Annotated in this window: 13 protein-coding genes; 3 read left to right on the forward strand and 10 right to left on the reverse strand. The window is 48.5% G+C overall.

From position 1 onward, the window contains the following. The first annotated feature begins 50 nt into the window (after positions 1 to 50). From guaA to E3E23_RS07120, 3 genes are all read left to right on the forward strand, one after another. Positions 51 to 974 (forward strand): glutamine-hydrolyzing GMP synthase, encoded by a 924-nt coding sequence (guaA, locus tag E3E23_RS07110; RefSeq protein ID WP_167907862.1) that lies wholly within the window; start codon positions 51 to 53, stop codon positions 972 to 974. Between the two features lie 10 nt (positions 975 to 984). Continuing rightward, entirely contained in the window at positions 985 to 1551 is a 567-nt protein-coding gene (locus E3E23_RS07115) for a GMP synthase subunit A (protein WP_167907566.1), read from the forward strand. Between the two features lie 166 nt (positions 1552 to 1717). Further along, positions 1718 to 1996 (forward strand): TonB-dependent receptor, encoded by a 279-nt coding sequence (locus tag E3E23_RS07120; protein WP_167907567.1) that lies wholly within the window; start codon positions 1718 to 1720, stop codon positions 1994 to 1996. Here E3E23_RS07120 and E3E23_RS07125 read toward each other — a convergent pair. From E3E23_RS07125 to E3E23_RS07170, 10 genes are read right to left on the reverse strand one after another with little or no spacing between them, the layout of a single operon-like run. Next, on the reverse strand, positions 1948 to 2697 hold the full coding sequence (locus E3E23_RS07125; protein WP_167907568.1) for a DUF2101 family protein: 750 nt from the start codon (positions 2695 to 2697) through the stop codon (positions 1948 to 1950). The two genes, E3E23_RS07120 and E3E23_RS07125, sit on opposite strands and share 49 nt — an antisense overlap. Positions 2698 to 2716: 19 nt before the next feature. Then, positions 2717 to 3787 carry a hypothetical protein gene (locus tag E3E23_RS07130; RefSeq protein WP_167907569.1) on the reverse strand — a complete coding sequence of 357 codons (1071 nt, stop codon included), beginning with the start codon at positions 3785 to 3787 and terminating at the stop codon, positions 2717 to 2719. A gap of 2 nt (positions 3788 to 3789) precedes the next feature. Continuing rightward, positions 3790 to 6348, reverse strand: coding sequence for a hypothetical protein (locus tag E3E23_RS07135; RefSeq protein ID WP_167907570.1), 2559 nt, complete (start codon positions 6346 to 6348; stop codon positions 3790 to 3792). Continuing rightward, positions 6348 to 7802 (reverse strand): hypothetical protein, encoded by a 1455-nt coding sequence (locus tag E3E23_RS07140; RefSeq protein WP_167907571.1) that lies wholly within the window; start codon positions 7800 to 7802, stop codon positions 6348 to 6350. Before E3E23_RS07140 ends, E3E23_RS07135 begins: the two co-directional genes overlap by 1 nt. After that, on the reverse strand, positions 7799 to 8272 hold the full coding sequence (locus E3E23_RS07145; protein ID WP_167907572.1) for a hypothetical protein: 474 nt from the start codon (positions 8270 to 8272) through the stop codon (positions 7799 to 7801). Before E3E23_RS07145 ends, E3E23_RS07140 begins: the two co-directional genes overlap by 4 nt. Beyond that, positions 8253 to 8693: a hypothetical protein gene (locus E3E23_RS07150; RefSeq protein ID WP_240920769.1), complete on the reverse strand. Its 441-nt coding sequence runs from the start codon at positions 8691 to 8693 to the stop codon at positions 8253 to 8255. Before E3E23_RS07150 ends, E3E23_RS07145 begins: the two co-directional genes overlap by 20 nt. A gap of 2 nt (positions 8694 to 8695) precedes the next feature. Beyond that, positions 8696 to 9331, reverse strand: coding sequence for a class III signal peptide-containing protein (locus tag E3E23_RS07155; RefSeq protein ID WP_167907574.1), 636 nt, complete (start codon positions 9329 to 9331; stop codon positions 8696 to 8698). Between the two features lie 39 nt (positions 9332 to 9370). Then, complete coding sequence (locus E3E23_RS07160; protein ID WP_167907576.1) at positions 9371 to 10000, reverse strand: hypothetical protein; 630 nt, start codon at positions 9998 to 10000, stop codon at positions 9371 to 9373. Continuing rightward, on the reverse strand, positions 9997 to 11088 hold the full coding sequence (locus E3E23_RS07165; RefSeq protein ID WP_167907577.1) for a cell division protein FtsZ: 1092 nt from the start codon (positions 11086 to 11088) through the stop codon (positions 9997 to 9999). The genes E3E23_RS07160 and E3E23_RS07165 overlap by 4 nt, the downstream gene beginning before the upstream one ends. 7 nt (positions 11089 to 11095) lie before the next feature. Next, a complete protein-coding gene (locus E3E23_RS07170) occupies positions 11096 to 13321 on the reverse strand; it encodes a prenyltransferase/squalene oxidase repeat-containing protein (RefSeq protein WP_167907578.1) in 2226 nt (741 codons plus the stop codon). Positions 13322 to 13391: the final 70 nt, after the last annotated feature.

Genomic DNA, 13391 nt, shown 5'->3' on the forward strand with positions numbered 1-13391 from the left:
AGGATAGATTTATAAATTGACTGTCCAATGCGAAGGAAAAGGTGATGCTCATGTGGGAGAACTTCATAGAGGAGAAGGTTAGAGAGATTAGGGAAACCGTTGGCGATGGAAAGGCCATCATAGCGCTCAGCGGCGGTGTTGACAGCTCTACTGCCGCGGTTCTGGCACACAGGGCCATCGGGAATAAACTTCACGCGGTCTTCGTGAACACGGGCTTCCTAAGGAAGGGCGAGCCGGAGTTCGTGGTGAAGACCTTCAGGGACGAGCTCGGTATGAACCTTCACTACGTTGACGCTCAGGAGAGGTTCTTCGAGGCCCTCAAGGGCATAACCGACCCCGAGGAGAAGAGGAAGATAATAGGCAGGGTCTTCATAGAGGTGTTCGAGGAGGTTGCGAGGGAAATAGACGCGGAGTTCCTGATTCAGGGCACGATAGCCCCAGACTGGATAGAGAGCGAGGGCAAGATAAAGAGCCACCATAACGTCGGCGGACTGCCGGAGAGGCTGAACCTCAAGCTTATCGAGCCGTTGAGGGACCTCTACAAGGATGAAGTCAGGGAACTGGCAAAGGAGCTCGGCCTTCCGGAGAAGATATACAACAGGATGCCCTTCCCGGGTCCCGGACTGGCCGTCAGGGTTCTTGGGGAGGTTACCCCCGAAAAGGTCGCCATCGTCAGGGAGGCCAACGCCATCGTGGAGGAGGAGATAGCTAAAGCTGGACTGAGGCCGTGGCAGGCCTTCGCGGTTCTGCTGGGCGTCAAGACCGTCGGCGTTCAGGGTGACATAAGGGCCTACAAGGAGACGATTGCCGTTAGGGTCGTGGAGAGCCTCGACGGCATGACTGCAAATGCCATGAACGTCCCCTTTGAGGTTCTCCAGAGAATAGCCTTCAGGATAACGAGCGAGATTCCACAGGTTGGCAGAGTCCTCTACGATATAACCAACAAGCCGCCGGCGACTATAGAGTTCGAGTGAGGTGAAGTGAATGATAGTCATAATGGACAACGGCGGCCAATACGTCCACAGGATTTGGCGTACTCTTAGATACCTCGGCGTCGAGGCGAAGATAATTCCCAACACTACGCCCCTCGAAGAAATCAAGGCAATGAGGCCCAAGGGAATAATCTTCTCTGGGGGACCGGACATAAACAAAACTGGCAACTGTGAGGCGATTCTGGAGCACTACGACGAGTTCAGCGTGCCTATCCTCGGTATCTGCCTCGGCCACCAGCTCATAGCGAGGCACTTCGGCGGTAAGGTCGGCAGGGGCGAGAAGGCCGAATACAGCCTCGTGGAGATTGAGATACTCGAGGAGAACGACATCTTCAAAGGGCTTCCGAAGAGGCTCAAGGTTTGGGAAAGCCATATGGACGAGGTGAAGGAGCTCCCGCCTGGCTTCAAACTTCTGGCAAAGAGTGAGACCTGCCCGATCGAGGCTATGAAGCACGAGGAATTGCCAATCTACGGCGTTCAGTTCCATCCGGAGGTCGCCCACACCGAGCGGGGTAATGATATCTACCGCAACTTCGCTCAGCTCTGCGGGGAGCTCTAGTCAGCTAGTCGATCCTCTCCTCATCTTTTTCTCGGCAACGGGTTTACTCATCATCCCCGTTTGACCCTTCTTTTATCTGCCTTAAAGCCTTTCCTCTGGTTACGACTGGACATTGCAAAATCAAAAACTTTTTAAAGTTTTGCTTTTTACTCTTTGTGGTGATATCTTGGGGCACACGGTATACTATCGCACGCGCATTGAGCAGTGGGATGACTTTAGGCGGTTCATCGAGAGAATTTGCGAGGGCATCGGCTATGAGTTAATAGAAACGAACGACTCCATAATCATACTCCCAGAATGCCCAGGCGTCGAACCCCTCGAAATAAAGAGGGAGGGGGATGGTTTCGTCAAGACGAACTTAGTCGAACCCTGCCACTCCATCTACCTGCTCGTCATTCACTCGCTCTGCTCCTTTGGTTCGGTCGAGCTCTGGGAAGATAAGTAAATCTCGATTATCTTCGTTGGCACCGCGCCCCTAAGGCGCCTGTCCTCAACGATGAGCTTCACGACCCTTCCGACTTCGAGGTCGTCAACTGCATCCACCCAGTAGTGCCCGGGCTTGACGTTGGCGGCGATGTCGTCATGAACGAAGACCTTCACCGCGTTGCTCCTTATCTCCTCCACCACTCCATACGTCCAGTCTCGGCCGTATTTGCTCTTGAAGTACCACCTGAATGCTATGACTGCTATGAACACCAGCACAAGGTAGCCGTAGTAGTGGTAGATGCTAGTGGCGATTTTCCTGATGAGGGCATAGCCGAGGAACGCGCCGAAGGAGATCAGTGAGATATAGTAGTAGAAGAACCTGTACGGCTCTGGGTCCACGAAGAACTCCCAGTTCCTGACTATTGTATAGCGCAGGTAGAGGAAGTAAATTATGGCTATCCCAACGATCCAGGGGATGCTGAGTCTGAGAAAGAGCACTGTGAGGTTGACGATGAGGTACAGCAGGAACCCCATCTGGAGCCTGAGGCTCAGGAACTCGTGGACTGTCAGTGGTTTTTTGACGAGCTTTTTGAGGTGTTTGAACTGGGGGGGACTTTTGGTAGGAGTTGGTAGAATTATTGGTTTTATTGCTCTTTTGGCCCTCTTGACGCTATATTCAGCGAATTCTCCGACTGAGTAAAGAAAATCAATTATTTTCATAGTTTTTCACCGTCCTACTTTAGGATCCCATGATGGCTTCGTAACTATATGGATCGAGTATAATGTTATATTCTGAGCCGGGCACGGGTGATCCGTCTAAACACTGATCGTCTATGGCACATCTCAGATAGTAGTAGTCTATACTTGTGGAATCTGGGGAAGGTGCCGTTCCAAGAGCCCTTAGGGTTTCTAGTAGAACATTATCTAAAGAGGGCACCATTAATGTCACTAGGCCAATGGGAAGGGGAGTTTCAGTCCCTAGGTCCTTCTGAAATTCTCTAGCCAGAGATAGGTAGCGTGCGTGGTTGTTCGTATTGCCCTCAAAGCGTTCTAGGATTGATGGATATGCTATTTCATCGCTTTCTATTCCGATATAGCACTGCTCCAGTGCAGCGTTGTCTAGCTCTGAAACGTTGTAGTATCCATATTCGCTCCCTGGGAACGGGATTCTGCATGGTTCTATTACGCGGGTATAAAGTCCATTCAGCTTCCTAACTATAAATGGGTCCTCAAATCCAGAAATACTCATGATGGCGTAGATATAGCCCTCTTGGGGAAGATCACCGGTGTACATGACTTTTCCTGATGAGTCCACTATGGTGATGTCTTTTACTTTGATTCTTACTGCTAAGTGGAAAGAATCTAGAGGGGCTACTGTAACCTCAAGGTGATTAGAGACGAATTCCTCGGGGTTGTCTGGAGTTATTGCTATTCCTTGAGCTTGTAGGTAGTCCACCATGTTTTCAAACCAGTATTTTAGTGTGAAGTTTTCCATTTGGGCTTGTGATATTCCGTTGATTTCCCCGTAGATTATGAGATCTGCCATGGTTTTGGAAGCATTATCGACGAATCCGTTGTTTATCACGTATTCTGTCATGAGTAGGTATGACTTTTTCATGCTGAGATCCACAGCGTTCCTTAGGTCATCTTGAAGGCTTAGTATGCTGAAGTATTCCCTCTCAGCGTTGATTCTATCATTTTGGGCGGAGATTATTCCAAAGGATGCATTCTCATAAGTGGCCAAGAGAAGTAGTAAGGGAATTATAAGGATGAGGACGGTAGTGTTCAGCAGGAAAGCCCTACGCCTCATCTTTAACCCCTCCATATCCTAAGAGTTACTTCTATAGGGCCAAGAGATGTGGGGACATTTCTAATGCCTATTGACTTCGCTGAGAGCCCCTGGAGTCTCACCCGTATTGGATTGTCCTCGGTTCCTGGTAGCTGGGTGTAATCCTCCCTTGCCCCAAGCTGGACGAAGAGTCGGAATATTGCATCATCCAACGCATACTCAGAGGGCTTCAACGCCGATGCATTTATTGGTATGGGTGTTTCGCCGGGTTTGCAGTTTCCTATAACTACCGTGTCTTGGCCTATCGTACCCGTTAGGTTGTACCAGTATATTAAATTGTAGCCACAGGCGTTGTCTTGAGAGTAATGGAGGAATATTCTGCCGTAGGGGACATAGCCGTACAGGAAATAACGGACGAGGGCCCTGCTGTCGTCGTATCTAAATGTGTAATCATCTGAACTGCTTATGATTTTGAATGTATTCTCTTGGCCGGGAACCATTATTTGGTCTGTTAACCTCCTATAAGCAACACGTATCAAATAATGATCTAGTGGAAATTCTAGGAAATTGGCTTCTGCGTTAGCTCCCTCATAGAGATCTGTAGTACCGGAAGGATATCCCCTAAAGTATATTGCACTCCATATATCAACGTACCACGGGACTGCCTTTTCTGGAAGATAATATGAGAAGGTCATTCCCGTGTATGTGCTTGCCCAGCTTACCGGCTCTCCCGTGGGATCAAGGGTCTTGAACTCCTCCTGTGGAATGTAGAATCTGTTTATGCTGACATCGCTATCGTATTGTATCCGGATAAACGAATCGGGATACCCATAGAGTCTTCTTGGATTGTTCCAAGTTGTATTGTAATCTTGACCGGCGTATCTAACGACTCGGTCATAGCTTGGGTCATAATAAGCGTCGAGCATTATAACCAGGTTGAAATTCTTTTTGTTGAGGTTTTCCAGAGTAGTGTAGTTTAATATCCCCCCAAGGAGGGTATCGTTGGATATTGTAAGTGTTGTTAAACTTCCATCGAGGGTGGTGTTCTTGTACACTAAGTTTAGGGTGGTTCCGTCGGAATAATATATCCTTACCTCATGAACCCCCTCAACTGTTAAAGTGGCCTCAATTCCCTTTATCTGTCCTGGAACAAATAAGGAGTTTAGGTAGTATATACCAGTGGCTGAACTGTTGATATCGTATAGTTCTACCAGTCCAGGGTCCTGGACACTAGGGTCGGTGGTTGTATATTTTAAATAAAGCCAGCTACCGCTGCCGAAGCCTATCTCCTCGTCTCCGTAGCTTGTAAAGGTGGCCTGTACTTCGTTTGAACCTGCGTGGAAGAGTGAACTCACATTTTGGTCGTACGGATTGGTGAGTAGATTCCCATTTATTATGACCTGCATTGTTTCATAATTCGATCTCTGGGCCGCGTGCCATTGTCCGTCAAATATTGAAGCATCGAAAGGTAAAGTTATGTTAAACCCAATCTGAAGGGTATTGTATGGAGATGTATAGTACGTTGCCTCTCTTATCTGGGGAGAGTTTGTATATACTTGTGAGGACTGAATGTAATCTTTTACGAACTTCCCTTTTTCCCTATGTCCTTGCCAAGTAACCTCTAAGTAAACGCCTCTGTTTAGGAGAATTTCAATGTAATTCCCATTGGTATAGTAGTAATAGAGTGCATAGATTTCATAAGTCTCGGTCAGGGTATTTCCTATGGGATCCCCCGAAAGATACGAAGTGCCTGCTATGATAATATACTTGTCAGAGTATACTCTGAATCTCCATACGATTTTATTATAAAGATCATAGACTACTTGGTTATTATTTAGGTTTTCGTTTATGCTGATTACTGAAGTGTCGTACGTTGCGATTAGTTGGAACTGACCAAAAGTTATTGTATCACTTGCTAGTGCAGTATTATACTCGAAGTTAAACTGCTGGACAGAAAGATCAAAGTTTTCGGATTCCTTAATACCTCCTGCTAGAACCCTCTGAATTCCTATCAAATCTTGCCTTACAAAGGAGCCCTTGGTGAGTTGAGCCTTGGCTACATATCCACGGGGAATCATGTTCTTGACGTATCCGCTAACCACAGTAGTGGCGACTCCAACATCCCTTGCGTTTTGATAGGAGTTATCAAAGGTCAGAAATGGGCTGGTATAGTTGTTGATTATGAGTTGGTACTTGTACTCCCGAGAGAGTCTTTCTAGTAGATAACTAAGAATCACCTCTGCCCTCTTCCGATATGAGGGATTTGTTGCTTGTATGTCATTAATAGCCCAATACGTGGCGACGATATCTAGAGGTGGCATATCTGGAGTAACATACGTTAAATCAAGAGTTCCGTTCTCTATCCACTTATCAATTACACTCGGATCAACCAGCTGATTGAGTGCAACTGTTCTCATGATTTCCAGAATGCCCTGCGCTACTGCTTTATTTTGGTTCTGAAGCGCCGGAACATAAATTCGTGAGGGCGTCCCTGTTACAGAAGCTATGCTGACTACTATCATGAGAACTAACAGGAGTGACAGTAATGCATCCAGAGTAAATATGAATCCTCTCCTTTTCATTAGGTCTCACCTCCCCAGTCGTCCCACACTTCGACTCTCATGAGAAACGTATCGAATTTTGGATCCAGGAATGGTTCTAGACTCGGCGTGATAGTTACATGTAGAGAATCTCTACTCCACCCAGATAAGGAGTACATCCATAGGCCTATAACTTCGCCTTCTTGGATTTCATAAAGATCCTTTAGGGGGATGCTTACAGAGAGGTTTCCGGAATACATTTTTATTGAGCCATTCTTGTAGACTAAGACTGCCTTTAATCCCTCATTGGACTCGTTTCTGTAAACCTTAAGTCCCGCGAGTCTTGATCCACTCATGATGACAAACTCCACGCTACCGATGTCATCCGGGGCAGAAATTGTAAAGATTCCACTTTCAGGTATCTGGTACTTGAGTTCGCCATAGATTAATGGCATTGTAGTAGAGGGCCCGGCTAGGAGGTTGTAGTGAATTCTGCTCACAATGGCGACCCTATGTGCTACTTCAATCCACTGCGATCTTTCCTTTGAACTCTTTATCTCGTCGGGATCAGTTACTATCTCCTTGTCTATTACAGCGAACATATAAGTAGGCTCATTTTTTTCTACGAGTTCATCATATGTTGTGTAGTTTGCCCAGATCCCTGGGCGAGAATTGTCGTATGCGGAGACTGTTATAACAACGTTTCCAATACCAACGAACTTAAAACTGTACGGGCATTCCCCACCTTGTCCACCAAAGTTCAACTGAAAGTTGCTAACCTCTGGACCAGTTATGTACATTTCTACGATCGCATTTGAGGGTATGACGTAATTCTCGGTGTATTGTCCTCGTTTGGCAGTGAGATACACCGTCTGACCGGTTATGAATTTTATATAATCTCCCTCGACCAAGTTAATATTATTGCCCCGTTTAAGATCACAGATGGACTCGTTTATATATGTGTTCCCTCCCCGCCTTATTTCGATATAAGTTACCACGAACACATTGTTTCCATTTGGATCCCCCGTTATTCTGAAATTTATGCCTGGGGGGTTATCTTTGGGGTTCTCAAAAGTCTTGTTATACAGGTATATTTTGGGGAAATCCCCGGATATTCCAACTCGGAATTCAGAAAGATAACCCTCAAGAAGAACGTCCTTGTCGTTGACCATTTTGGCGAGAATGCTTTTTAATGCCTCCTTAGATTCATTGAGCGCTATCAATTTATCGTAGTCCAAGGGATACATACTATTGTTCTTTCTCAGCCCTACAACCTCTGCATTAGACGGCTCAAGTACCCAGTTGCTTGGCTCCCCGGGACTTTTGGTCAATAAATCCAGCATATTGTCAGCTAGGTTTGCCCTTTCGTACCAGCCCAGCATGGCGGTTATATCGTCCTTCAGTGCGCTGGATGTGCTGGTTATGGCTCCAAGCATGAGGATAACTATGACCAATGAGAGCATCGCGTCAAAGGACAGCAGCTGACCCCGCCTCATTTTCTCATCACATCCACGTTTATCTCAACCTCTTTCCCACCAAAATACAGCTTACCGTCTCTCATCTGAACGTTCGTCTTCGAAGCGAGGTCGTTGACTATATACTGCTCTATGTTGGTCTCTATGCTCGTCTCCGGGAAGGTGCCCCCTGCGTATAGTATGGTGACGTTAACCTGTATTCTGTCGGCCAGCTCTTTCATGGTGAGGGATGCGAGCTGGAATGAATAGTATGTGTAGTTGTTTGCGGTTATTATTGCGTTCAGAGGGGTGTACTCGGTTTCGTTGGTCACCACCCCAGTGTTCAGGTACGCACAGGCATTGGACGCAGAATTCCTTACATAGACTACCAGTGAGATGTCCCTGTTTTCGTTCAGGTAGGGAGGCACTATTATTAGAATGCCCGTGAGGATTATCGCGATTATGAAGAGGCTCTCAATCGCAGTCTGGGCCTTACGGCGAGACATCGACATAGAGCCTCTCCTCCGTCTCGTTGTACGTTGCCACTATGTGGAATTCCTTTTTTGCCGCGGTGAGGGTGACTGAACTCTCCCTGTAAATCGGCACTGGGCTCTTCTGGATGACGAGATATTTTCTCCCCGCTATCGTGGCGTTTATCATGATAGTATCGTTGGAGGGCACGAGTGTGACTGTGACTTTGTCGCCCGCATCTAGGGACATGGACAGTTCTTTCTTGATACTAAAGCCGTCTCCAACCGCGTAGACTTTAGTAACGGAATCCCTAACGTCTATTGAGAACACTTTGAGTTTCGTAATCACATCGAAGGTTTCGGCGTAGCTCGTCTCGCTGCTGGCAATATAGACTAAGTTGACCATCGTCAAGGTTATCAGAGTAACCGCAAAGAGGAAGTCTAGACTTATCTGTGCTCTCATCTTCAGCCACCGGGATTGATGTTTATTCTCAGCTCGCCCTTGGCCGAGTCGAACGTCCAGCTCTCCGGCTGCTCCGGGTTCCACTCAACGACTATCTTCAGGGTTGGGGGGAGGTTTGTGGGATCTATCTCCAGGCCGTACAGCGTAATAGTTCCAACTGTGATGCTCCCGGATGGTGACCATACGGATGAGTTGCCGTAGGGCACCGCCTGATACATCGACCTGCTCCAGAAAACGTTCTTGTTCCCGCCCGTCAGAACGGGAGTAAACCCCGTGCCTGTGACCGTAACATAGGTGCCGTTACCATCGCTACTATAGTTGCCATAGGTTATGAATATTTTCGGACTCTCCAGGTTCAGGGCCTTTTCGAGCATGCCCGCATCCCTTAAGTATGTCAGCTTGACGTATGTAGTGGACTTGGCACCCGGTCCCTGGGCGTAGACCTGGCTTATCGTGTTGGAAATAGCGTTGGCGAGGTTCTTCTCCTCAAGACTTACCTGAATACGGAGGGTTTCGATTGAAGTTGAACCTTCCCGGAAAGTAATGTTGTTCACAGAGTAAAGTAACAGTATAAGCATTATACCGAATATAAGCATGAACTCCAGTGATATCTGGCCACGCCTAGCTTTTTGCATCATATATTCTCCCCTCAATAGTGATTAGTTGTGAGCATCTATTTAACCGTTACTCTCCGATTTTTCGGCCTTTACTACCGCAAAAAGGCTCGTTCCGATTTTTTTAGTTGCAACTCCAAAGTAATCACCGCTGAAGATTTTGAATTTGTACCTTTCTGGAGGCAGGGAGTGCTTCCTCACGAGCTCGTCCAGTTCGTCAATAAAGAACTGGGTTAGCTCATAGTACATCAAATCGAGCTTTTCCTTTGTGTAGTCTCTAATGAAGAGAAGGGCAGGGAGCAGTGCGAGGCCGATGATAAAGTAGGGCTGGCTGAAGAGGACGGAAGCTACAATTGTCGCGGCTATAGCTCCTCCGATTACAGCGTAGGAGGCTTTTTCCGCATTCTTTATCCTCTTGGCTTCCTTTACTTTACCCTCCCAGATGTCGAGAAGTGCTGGGTTGTAGAAGTCGAAGGCCGTGTGGCGCTTCCCCTTGGCTATTCTTTTTCGGATTAAATCGTCCCAGTCGTCTTGATAATAAATGACCTCTCCGTGTATCTTTGCTCTCTCGGCATCTAGTGAGGAGATAATTCTGATTATATCCTCGGCGCTCTCGTGGGCTATGTGGGAGTAGACTTCCTTCTCGTCGAGCTCTAAAGCGACCTCGACGGAGTCCTTTATTGGCTCGGTCATTCTTCACCACCTGGGTATATGTCATCGAAGTCCGGCAGGCCACTCAGGAGTTCCTTCTTCCTGGTTTCCGCTTCGGCCTTCGCCTCCATGAAGGACCGAGCGTAGTGCTTTGCGGTCAGAACTATGTCCTCTATGCTCTTGCTGTCGTAGATGCCGCTGAGGAGTGTAACTACCTCTACCTCTCTCTCGCGCGGGTCTGGATAGAAACCCCTGAATATCTGTTTGCCCCTTATCTTGTTGGTGAGATACTCTAAGGCCTCAAATATCTCAGTGGCTTTGAGTATCTCTGGTGGGCCGTGTATTGCAACCAGCCCGTAGAGGGCGGATTCTATGTTCGCATCGAGGTAGAGCCCCTCGTTCTCGAAGGACTTCATTATGAGCCGGGAGAGGCTTTTGACCTTGTTCGCGTCGGCCTTTGCGTAACCAATCGTCGCAAAGCTTCCAAAGGCCTTCAGCACGAATTTCAAGTCGCTCGCGTCAAGGGTCTGCTCCCCTGGCACGTCAACGAGGGCCAGTAGGGAAGCTATGCGCTCGACTATGGTGTAGTTTATCCTCTCGTAGGCCTTGGTTATGTCGTCGCCGCTTTCTTTCAGTTTGTTGTTGTCGATGGCTATTATGGAGTCTGCTATCTTTGAGAGCTTGTCGATGGTTATGGCCGCGTTGATGGTGGGCCTTATGCCCTCCTCTCTGAGGGGGAGTGCCCCGATGGCTACAACAAGGGAATCTGGGTATTCCTCCTTGAGTGCCTGGGCCAGAACTGGTGTTCCCCCCGCGCCAGTTCCGCCTCCGAATCCAAAAGTGAGGAAGAAGACGTCAACGTCCTCATAGCCGATTATCGAGCCTATCTTGCGCATGACTATTTGCAGGTCGCGCTTCATGGCTTCCCTGCCGAGGAGGGGGTTGGCGTTTACACCTTTGCCACCTGTGAGACCTTCTCCTATGAGTACCCTTCTCTCCGGCGGGATGTGCTTGAGGTACTCTAGGTCGCCTTTGGATGTGTTTATGGCGAGAGTTTCGAAGTCCACCAGCGCGAAGAGGTCGGCTATCTTAGTTCCACACTGACCAACCCCTATGATTATAGCCCTCACGACTTAATCACCCCACGACTATAACGCGCACCCTACTGTTCTCGTTAAGAAGGACAAGCGCGTCTCCCCTAAGGTATCTAATGAACCCTGTTGTGAATATTTCTTTTACGATTTCGGCGTTTTCTGGCTCGTAGAATATGAACAGCACGACGCCCTTAGGGGTCTTGCCAGGGATGAGTACCACTGCTTTGTCCGTTGGAACGGTGACGTTGCCCACCGTGACGGTTCCGTTCTCAACGTGGAACCTTAGGTAGGGGTTGTACTCCCTTATGCTGTATTCTCCAAAGTTCGCCATCACTATGTAGCTCTCTTCGCCGATGGTTGTGGAGTTGGCCTCGATAAATCCTCCTGCGAAGAGGTCGTTCAGCGTGGTGACTATCTCACTCACGCTCTCATTGTCCATTCCAGGCGCTATGATGTGGAAGACGTCCTCGTCGAGGGCCCTTTCAACGTCGTAGAGGTCGACTGGCGGTATGTACTGGAAGCGCGAGAGGTAGAGTATCGCGCTCGCTATCTCTATAGTATTGTTTTCTATCAACCCGCTGTCGCGGGCGTCCATGACAAAGTTAAGAGTTTCATTGGTGTAGTTGTAGCCGTACTTGAGGAGCAGATCTGTGGTCCTAACAGTAAGCTCAACGCTTGGCGTTCCTGGATATTCCTTGTTCTTCTCCCATATGTAGTATACCTTCCAGTAGGACCATCCGCCATTGACCCTCTGTTCGATGAGCCACTCGATGTGTGGTTGAAGCTCCTCCCGCGTGGCTATTCCATCGAGGGCCTCGAGGACAGTGATAGTGGTGAGGACATCTGGCTTGAGCATATATGAGAAGTATCTCGTGGTAACGTACGTTCCCCAGCCGTCGTCCGTTATGCTCAGGAGCCAGTCCTTGGCCTTCTGAATTAGCGGGTCGTCGGGGCTCACGCCGAGATCGCGAAGGGCCTTGATGGCCAGTGCCGTTTCGTAGGGCTGAGGACCGAGAATGGTGTTGCCCCAGAGGCCGTAGTCGAGCTGAGCGTTGCGTATGAGCTCTATCGCCTGCTCCTTCTCCTCATCTGTGAGGTTGTTGTACATCAGGAGAGTCTCAAGGGCGTAATAGTAGCCGACTGACATCCTGCCGTTCTGCTCCACCCAAGCCGCATCCCTCTGGAAGGCATCCCTCGCCCACGCTACGGCCCTGTCTATTGACTCCTTCTCCGGATAGCAGGCTTCTATAGCTTTGAGAGCGTAGTAGGTGGCCGTCTCGTCGGATGGATAGTTCAGATGGAAGCCCCATCCGCCATCGGGGTTCTGCATGTTTTTGAGCTCTTCACAGGGCATCTCGTAGGGGTTTTTGGTCTCGGTTAGTGGAGTTATCTCAAAGGACGTTGACAGCGCCATCAGGGCGAATGAGGTAGTGGCTATCATCTCCGTGGAGGAGAACATGTTTGGCGTGTTTATCCAGTAAACGAGATCGTTGGTGGTTTTCTTGTAGGATTCGAGCTTCGTAAGTATCCTTGCGGTGTCAAAATCAAGAGGCGCGGAGAGAACGAGGGCGTAGGTTAGCATCGCCCTCTCCTTCATGGTTATGGTATCGTTGTTGAGTAGGATGCTCTTGACTTCCTCTATGGTCCCGTTATCGACAGGATAGCCGATACTGTGGTACGCGATGAGTTTAAGGGCAAGGGCTTCGTAGTTAGATATCTCACAGGAAGCGTTTTCGATGTACTTAACCGCGTCGCGGATGGTCTGGCTGTTGTAGCTGTAGCCGCTCTCTCCGAGGGCCCAGATTGCTACCACCGTTGGGTAACATGAGGTAGGTGTCTCTGGAACATAGCCCCATCCGTTTTGGTTTTTCGCCAAAATCAGGTATGAAATTCCCCTTTCAATGGCGGATCTTACCTTGAGTCTCCCCTCCGTTCCCAGATATGGGTAAGCCTTCTTCAACGCTATAACAGCATAGGCGGTATCGAGAACGTTGCTCGTCTCACCCGGGTAAAAGCCCCAACCGCCGTCGGGATTCTGGTTGGTGAGGAGCGTTTCTACTAAGGCTTCTATGTTGGGATCAATAATAACGCCCGAGGTTAAATCATCAACCGCCCCTGATAACGCCATCAATGCAAGGCTTATTTCCCTCGTCTGCTTTGTAGAGTCGGCTGCATCCCTGAGGAACCTTGCAGAACCATCTATCGTGCTCGCGCTGACGACTGGGATCAGCATGAAAACTACCAGTATCAAAGCTAGAACCTTCTTCATTATCTTACACCCCTAAGTTTATTCTAAGCGGCCAAAATAAATAAACCTTTTCCATAAAAAGGGAGAGAAA

It is taken from the genome of Thermococcus sp. CX2 (assembly GCF_012027555.1).
In the GTDB taxonomy this organism is placed as follows: domain Archaea; phylum Methanobacteriota_B; class Thermococci; order Thermococcales; family Thermococcaceae; genus Thermococcus.

What these genes read in the sequence shown, in the direction of transcription:
- guaA (WP_167907862.1), top strand. Translation starts at nt 51, where the DNA reads ATGTGGGAGAACTTCATAGAGGAGAAGGTTAGAGAGATTAGGGAAACC.
- E3E23_RS07115 (WP_167907566.1), top strand. Translation starts at nt 985, where the DNA reads ATGATAGTCATAATGGACAACGGCGGCCAATACGTCCACAGGATTTGG.
- E3E23_RS07125 (WP_167907568.1), bottom strand. Translation starts at nt 2,697, where the DNA reads ATGAAAATAATTGATTTTCTTTACTCAGTCGGAGAATTCGCTGAATAT.
- E3E23_RS07130 (WP_167907569.1), bottom strand. Translation starts at nt 3,787, where the DNA reads ATGAGGCGTAGGGCTTTCCTGCTGAACACTACCGTCCTCATCCTTATA.
- E3E23_RS07135 (WP_167907570.1), bottom strand. Translation starts at nt 6,348, where the DNA reads ATGAAAAGGAGAGGATTCATATTTACTCTGGATGCATTACTGTCACTC.
- E3E23_RS07140 (WP_167907571.1), bottom strand. Translation starts at nt 7,802, where the DNA reads ATGAGGCGGGGTCAGCTGCTGTCCTTTGACGCGATGCTCTCATTGGTC.
- E3E23_RS07145 (WP_167907572.1), bottom strand. Translation starts at nt 8,272, where the DNA reads ATGTCGATGTCTCGCCGTAAGGCCCAGACTGCGATTGAGAGCCTCTTC.
- E3E23_RS07150 (WP_240920769.1), bottom strand. Translation starts at nt 8,693, where the DNA reads ATGAGAGCACAGATAAGTCTAGACTTCCTCTTTGCGGTTACTCTGATA.
- E3E23_RS07155 (WP_167907574.1), bottom strand. Translation starts at nt 9,331, where the DNA reads ATGATGCAAAAAGCTAGGCGTGGCCAGATATCACTGGAGTTCATGCTT.
- E3E23_RS07160 (WP_167907576.1), bottom strand. Translation starts at nt 10,000, where the DNA reads ATGACCGAGCCAATAAAGGACTCCGTCGAGGTCGCTTTAGAGCTCGAC.
- E3E23_RS07170 (WP_167907578.1), bottom strand. Translation starts at nt 13,321, where the DNA reads ATGAAGAAGGTTCTAGCTTTGATACTGGTAGTTTTCATGCTGATCCCA.